This is a genomic window from Streptomyces sp. NPDC104202 (assembly GCF_055584185.1).
The window spans coordinates 20414-27107 of the sequence record NZ_JBVJMN010000086.1 but is presented as its reverse complement, the minus strand read 5'-3'; the positions used below and the strand labels follow the sequence as shown (position 1 = coordinate 27107).

Below are 6694 nucleotides of genomic sequence, written 5' to 3'. Positions count from 1 at the left end.
CCCGCGGAGCGGGTCAGAACGCGCTGCGCGCGTTCGAACAGAGCCGCCTCGCTTCGCTCGGCGGGCCTGGGTCCGCTTCGCTTCCCCAGGCTCAACCCTCGCTTCGCGAGGGTTGAGTGACGGAGTGTCTGTTGACGGCCGGCTTCGCTCAGCCGTCAACAGACCGCGCTGCTTCGCAGCGCGGTGGGCAGGTCCGCTTCGCTCCCCTGCCTTGGGCTTTCCGGCTTCGCCTTCAAGCCCGACCCGCTTCGCGGGTTGCTGGCTACAGGCTGGGGTGGCCTGCGTGTTGGCAATGGCCTGCGGTCTCACTCGATGTGGTGGGCTCTTCTTCCAAGCTCGTACGGGCGGGTGGTGCTCCTGTCATAGTGAGTGGGAGCTCGGTCCTGCGGGCAGGGTGCAATCAAAAGTAGGCCCGGATAAAGTCCACACTTAGCGGGTAGTGCCTCTCCCGGTGGAGGCGGAAGGTGGTGTGCTGTGCCGACTCGGGTGACTCTCCGTCCTCACCAGGTCGAGGCCGTCGATGCTGTGGTGCGGGCCTTGGGGCACGTACCAGGTGAAGGGTCGCCGAGAGGGGCGCGGGCCCAGGTCGTTGCGGCTACTGGTACCGGTAAGAGCCTGATCGCTGTCCATGCGGCAAAGGCCCTGCGTGCCAAGCGAGTTCTGGTGCTGGTCCCCACGCTCGGACTGCTGGCGCAGACCGTTTCGGTGTGGCGGGAGGCGGGGCGCCGGGGCCCTATGTTCGGGGCCTGCTCGCTGTCGCGCGAGGACATACGGAATCTTCAATGCACCACTGAAGAGGCGGAGTTGGTGGAGTGGGTATCGGGCCTGGAGTCAGTGACGGTCTTTGCCACCTATGCCTCGCTGGGACTGGGGGTGTTGGAGCGGAGTCATCGCGTAGGGCTGGGGACGTGGGACCTCGTGGTGGTGGACGAGGCGCACCGGACGTCGGGGGCGTTGGGGAAGGCGTGGGCGGGGGTTCATGACGATGGGCGGGTGCCGGCGCTGCGTCGGCTGTACATGACGGCTACGCCGCGGTTGTGGGAGGTGGCGGATCGGGAGGGTCCGGAGAGGGGTGGTGAGCTGGTTGCGTCGATGGACGATGAGGCGTTGTTCGGGCCGGTGGTGTACCGGCTGTCACTGTCGGAGGCGATCGAGCGGGGGCTGATCGCTCGTTACCAGGTGGTGTGTGTGGACATCGCGGATCCTGGTTTGCCCGTGGTCGAGTTGGTTGGGGGTGCGGGCAGGACGGCGCGGGTGCGGGGGGCGCGGCTTGCGGCGTTGCAGACGGCGGTGGTGAAGGCTTCTGCGGAGCGGCGGTTGAGGAGGTTGCTGACGTTTCATTACCGCATGGGTGAGGCTGAGGCGTTCTCCAGTGGTCTTGGTGCAGTGGCGAAGGAGTTGCACGAGAGTGATCCGGGTCTTTACCCGGGGGCTGATGGGGTGTGGGCTGACTGGCTGTGCGGGGAGCACAAGCCGGCGCATCGGGGTGCGGTGCTGGCGGGGTTCGCGTCGGAGCCGGAGGTTGATGCGGGGGCGGCGTGGGTGCGGGTGCTGTCGTCGGTGCGGGTGCTGGGTGAGGGGGTGGACACCAAGGAGTGCGATGCCGTCGTCTTCGCGGATGTGCGGGGCTCTGCGGTCGACATCGTCCAGGCGGTGGGACGGGCGCTTCGCATGCAGCCGGGGGAAGGCAAGGTGGCCTCCCTGGTCGTTCCCGTCTTCCTCGGCCCGGGTGAGCAGCCCGACGAGATGCTGGTCTCAAGGGCCTATGGGGAGCTGGTGAAGGTTCTCACGGCCCTTCGGGCGCACGACGCGCGGGCGGTGGAGCAGCTGGCTGGTCCCCAGGTGGCCGGGGGGCGGTCGGGCGGTGGGGTGGTGGAGGTGCCGGGCGAGGTGGGCAAGGTGGCTGCGGAGCTGTTGTCGTTCTCCCGGCCCCGGGATCCGGCGCAGCTGGCGGCGTTCATCAGTCTGCGGGTGTTGCAGCCGGAGAGGCAGTTTTGGAGGCGGGGTCTGGCGGCCGCGCTGGCCTACCGCAGTGACCATGGTGATCTGGCGGTTCCGTATGAGTACCGGACTGCGGACGGGTTCGCTCTGGGGGTGTGGATCGACCGGCAGCGCCGTGCGCACACGCGCGGGGAGTTGAGCCAGGAGCGGGTGGGGCAGCTGGAGGAGCTCAGCATGATCTGGTCGCATGCCGAGGTCGCGTTCACCGAGGGGCTGTCTGCGGCGCGGGGGTGGGCCCAGGAGCACGGGCACCTGCTGGCGCCGGCCGATGCCATGTGGGAGGGGTACGCGGTCGGGGTGTGGCTGAAGAACCAGCGGGCGGCCGTACGGCAGGGTACGGGTGGGCTGAGTGCGGCTCGGCGGCGTGCTTTGGAGGACATCGACCCGTCATGGTGCCCCTCATGGTCGGTTGCCTGGCAGCGGTGCTTCCACCTCGCTCGTCTGCACGTCCAGGGCGGGCAGGTGCTGCCCGAGGAGGCGGGACAGGTAGTGGTCCAGGGCGAGGACCTGGGACGGTGGGCCGGCGGACAGCGGCGTGGCTGGGACAGTCTTGGGGCAGCGCAGCAATGGCTGTTGAAGGAAGCTCTCGGGCTCGGCCCTGTGCAGGAGGGTGAACGGGATGTGGCGGCGCCGCGGCGTACACGGGCGCAGGTGTGGGCGGCGAATGTGGCTGCTGCCCGCCAGTACCGGGAGCGGGAAGGGCATCTAGAGGTGCCTCACCGGCATGTCGAGAAGGTCGGCACAGATGAGCAGGCCCTGGGAGTGTTCATCGCCAACAGCCGCTCCCGCCGGACACGTCTCGCGCCCGAGCGGATCGAGGAACTGTCCGAGCTCGGAATGCGATGGGGATGACGCCCTAGTGGTCGGGGCGTGGGTCAGTCGAAGAGTGCGGAGCGGCGGAATTCAGACGTGCTTAGCGATTCAGCGACGGAGGTGGAGCGTCTTCAGAAGACTGGTGAGAAGGTCGGTCTGCCTCGATGGGATGTGGAGCAGTGGCGCAGCAGCGCAAGGGGTACTGGAGGGCACGGCATTATGTGCAGCCGTCGTCAGCGTCAACCAGCCGGTGGAAGAAGCCGTCCACCGGCGCAATCCTGGTAGTCGGTCTTCTCGCGATTGCTGGGTGGAACACGCTGTTCGGGAGCGACTCGGGAGACACGGGGCAGAGCCCTCAGCCTCGCCCCTCCGGGGCCTCTGCCCCGGAGGTCCCCAGTCGGTGACCGCGGCCGCGCCATAAGGCGAAGAATCGCCGCCGTGTATTCCCGTGGTCATCAGTGCCGCCCTGGGACGTGGCGGTGGGGGTGTGGTGCGGCGCGGTGGCGTTGTTGCGCAGTTCCTGCCAGGTTCCGTGCCATTGCTGAATCTGGTCGTCGGGGACACTGCATGCAGCGAGGTAGACGGCTGTGGTGTTCCAGGTGGCGGGTAGTGTGTCGCGGTTGGTCAGTCTGCTGATTGTGGCTGTGGAGATGCGTCCGGCGGAGCGGCGGCTGACCTCCTGCTGGGTCAGTCCGCTGATTTCTCTGACCGCCGCGAGGTTGGTAAGGAAGCCGGTGATCGTGTGGATCGAGGTCGGGTCGGGCCACAGCCGGTGATCTGGCTCTATGGCGGCTTCGGCGGTGACGGGTGTGGTGGGAAGGTCTGCGTGGTTGCGTGCCAGCGCCACTCGGGCTCCGGTGTTGCGGTTCCTCGCCTGGGGGACAGGATGCGCCCGGGCTTCCAGGGTCAGGCGTAGGTGCCGGTAAATGGTCTCCAGGTCGAGCAGGGGTGGTCCGCCAGGGATGCCGTGGCGGAGCGTTTCGAGAAGGGCTCCTGTGAACGCTGTGTGAGCGTCGCCAACCGGGGCCAGGGCAATGCGCGTTTCGGCGGAGGCGGCGAGGAGGAAGGTGCCTTCCACTGCGGCCTGGTCGGCGAGGCCCTGGGGTGCGCTCATCCGGCCGAGGGCGAGGCCGCTGTAGCAGCAGTCGAGGAGGACGATGTGCCGCTGTGCTGGGGAATCCAGGAGGATCTGGCGCAGCCAGTCGTAGGTGAGGCTGGTCTCGACCCGGCCGGGGTGTGTGTGCGGCAGGGCCAGGGCGAGGGTGTCGTGGGGGTCGATCAGGCCGTGGCCGGCGTAGTAGACGATCAGCGTGTCGGTGGCCTCTGCCGCTGCCTGGCGCAGTGGATTCAGCACGGTGGCCGGGTCGGGTGGATTCTCGACAACGGTCACGTGTGAGGTGGGCATGCGCAGGGACAGCGGGCCGCTCAAGAGTTCGGCGAGGGCGGTCAGGTTGTTCGAGACGGCCGGCAGCTGCTCGAGGTGGTCGTAGCGGCTCGTACCGATGAGTACCGCGCGGGACGCCCCCGGGTCGGGCAGCACGCTCACGTGTCGCGTTCCTCTTCCCCGGCAGCGTCCAGCGCTCGGGTTGCTCGCTCGATCTCATCGGGCGAGCAGTCGGTGAGGACAATGACCGTGTCGCCGCGGTGGATCTCTACCCGCGGACGCTGCGGCCGGGTCTGGCGCCACGCCACCAGAGCCAGCACGAACGACGCCGCGCTCCACCCGTTCCCGGTTACCAACTGCAGCACGTCGAGCGCGGAGCCCATCTCCCCCGGCCGAGGAGCACTCCCCCTCACGTCGGTCACAGCCGTCCTGCGCACGTCCGGGTCTGAACGAAGCCAGCCCTGCAACGAACGCAGTTCTCTCACATCCGACTCCATCCGTACCTCTAACCGCACCCAAGCCTCCTGTGAACAGATCTACCCGACGCCTTGCTGACGGCCCTGTCTCATCGTCGTACACCGGACCGGTGCCTCGCCTCGCACTCCGAAAAATCGCCCTCCATACCGAGTACCCGGCACACCGGGGTGCGCTGGATCGGTGGGCAACGTTCGTGTGTTGCCCACCGATGCGGTGGCGTGAGGGGGTGGCCCGGCTCCCTGGGCGGGAATGGCCCGTTGGATGGCTCGACGGTGCGGCCAGAGAACCCGAGGGAACCGCGATGGCAAGGGACTCATTCTGTGAGCGGCTCGTGCTCACCTCGGACGGCGGGGTGCGGGAGGTCGATCTCGCCTACCCGGTGGTGTGTGTCTTCGGGCGGCAAGACCACGCTGGTCGACTGCATCCAGTACGCGCTCGGCCTGCTGGTGGCCTGGCGCGAGGTGCCGGAGAAGCTCTGCAGACGGTGACGCTGTTCGTGCGGATCGAGGGTATACGGATCGGGCTGCGCCGTTCCCTGATGGGAGACACGAAGAGTGTCGAACTGCTGGACGGGGCAAGTGGTCAGGTCGAGGAGATCCTCGACGTGCAGACACGGGAAGGCAGCAACCGGCGCATCGTGGGCGAGGTGCTGCTGGACCTGCTCGGCCTGGCCCAAATCTTCGCGCCGCCGTTGGCGGTAGCGCTCTTGAGAGCCGGAGCGCGGCTGACATTCGAGCAGCTGTACCCAGGACCTGGTGGCAGCGAGTCGGTGAGAGGCAAGGCGAATACCACCCAGTCTTACCGGACGATCGTCGAGCTGTTGCCGGGGCTGACTGCCGGACGGATGCGGGTGCTGACAGCCCGCAAGGACGAGCTGACCCGTACTCTCGGCGAGCTGCGCAGGCGGGCAGCCGAGCCGTCGGCGACCTGTATGGCCAGCGTGACGTTGCGCGCGATCCGGTGGCGGCCGCGGATCGGCTGGCCGAGGGCTACCGTAGCCGGATCAGACGGTGCTCCAGCGCAGAACCGTCTCTCCGTCGGCGGTGAGCCACGTGCCGTCGCCGATCGGTACGGCGGAGACCCCCGGCGTCTGCGGGTAGTCGACTTCGGCGAGGGGCCTGAGTGTGTGGGCGTCGAGCAGGAGGTGGGTGCCCTCCTGCGCCCACTGTTCCTCGGCTGTCGCGACCAGGATCCGCTTGTCGTCGACGAAGCCCGGGGTGTAGCCGACGAAGAGCCACTCCTCGGGGAGAACCTCGCCGGCCTCGATGATGACGTCGTCGACACCCTCCTGTGTCCGGCAGAGATAGCCTCCGCCGACGTCCTGGCTGACCAGCACTCCGTCCGTGCCCAGGCCGACGTAGGGTTCCTCGGCGGTGCCCGCCGCCCGGACGTCGAGTCCGTCGGGCGTGTAGGTGATCAGGAGGCAGTGCGTACCGTCCTGGCCCATGGAGGCGGTGAGCAGAACCTCGGGGCGTGCATCCGGGAACTGCTGGAAGGCGTACGTCGCTGAGAAGGACGGCAGGACGTGCTCGGCGAGCACCTCGCCGGTGGCCAGGTCGAGGGCGCGGCAGATGTCGCCCTTGGAAAGCCCGTCCGCCCCGAGAGGTCCGGCCATGGTCGCCAGAAGGACACGCCCCGCCAGGTCGGGCGTGCAAGCGCCGGAGGCCTCGGGTGAATGCTGCCAGTCCCGGTGGCGGTGTTCCCAGCGGACGGTTCCGTCGCGTTCTTGGACAGTGACGGCCTCCCGGGTGCTGGTGGCCAGGGCGCCATCGGGCAGGGGCGAGCAGTAGGTGTCGGGGCCGTCCGCAGCCGGGTCGGTCCACGTGGCGCGGGCGACGACCACCTGAGAGTGATCGGTGCTGATCCTGCTGATGGTGATCGTGCCCTCGTGCCGGGTGACGAGCCAGTGCGCGCCGTCGCGCAGGAGCCAGCCGTCCATGTTCCCCAGCGCCTCGGTGATACCGGGCAGGGACTCGCGGGCGAGGAGCCGTGCGGGGAGGCGGGGGTAGTTCATGTGCT

The 6694-nt window shown here is 68.4% G+C and carries 5 protein-coding genes; 1 reads left to right on the top strand and 4 read right to left on the bottom strand.

Going from position 1 to position 6694, the window contains the following annotated elements:
• Positions 1-474: 474 nt before the first annotated feature.
• A complete protein-coding gene (locus ACZ60W_RS34530) occupies positions 475-2853 on the top strand; it encodes a helicase associated domain-containing protein (RefSeq protein ID WP_469759362.1) in 2379 nt (792 codons plus the stop codon).
• A 316-nt stretch (positions 2854-3169) separates the two neighbouring features.
• Here the strand turns inward: ACZ60W_RS34530 and ACZ60W_RS34525 are convergent, their stop codons facing one another.
• The 4 genes from ACZ60W_RS34525 to ACZ60W_RS34510 form a co-directional block, all read right to left on the bottom strand.
• The gene (locus ACZ60W_RS34525) at positions 3170-4360 is read right to left on the bottom strand and encodes a caspase, EACC1-associated type (RefSeq protein ID WP_469759361.1); all 1191 of its coding nucleotides are present in this window, start codon (positions 4358-4360) and stop codon (positions 3170-3172) included.
• A complete protein-coding gene (locus tag ACZ60W_RS34520) occupies positions 4357-4695 on the bottom strand; it encodes an effector-associated constant component EACC1 (protein WP_469759364.1) in 339 nt (112 codons plus the stop codon). Before ACZ60W_RS34520 ends, ACZ60W_RS34525 begins: the two co-directional genes overlap by 4 nt.
• 293 nt (positions 4696-4988) lie before the next feature.
• On the bottom strand, positions 4989-5351 hold the full coding sequence (locus ACZ60W_RS34515; RefSeq protein WP_469759360.1) for a hypothetical protein: 363 nt from the start codon (positions 5349-5351) through the stop codon (positions 4989-4991).
• 327 nt (positions 5352-5678) lie between these two features.
• On the bottom strand, positions 5679-6689 hold the full coding sequence (locus ACZ60W_RS34510; RefSeq protein WP_469759359.1) for a hypothetical protein: 1011 nt from the start codon (positions 6687-6689) through the stop codon (positions 5679-5681).
• Positions 6690-6694: the final 5 nt, after the last annotated feature.

Bases quoted from the DNA above. Each gene is read 5' to 3' on its own strand.
- ACZ60W_RS34510 (WP_469759359.1), bottom strand. From the start codon at position 6,689: ATGAACTACCCCCGCCTCCCCGCACGGCTCCTCGCCCGCGAGTCCCTG.
- ACZ60W_RS34520 (WP_469759364.1), bottom strand. From the start codon at position 4,695: ATGGAGTCGGATGTGAGAGAACTGCGTTCGTTGCAGGGCTGGCTTCGT.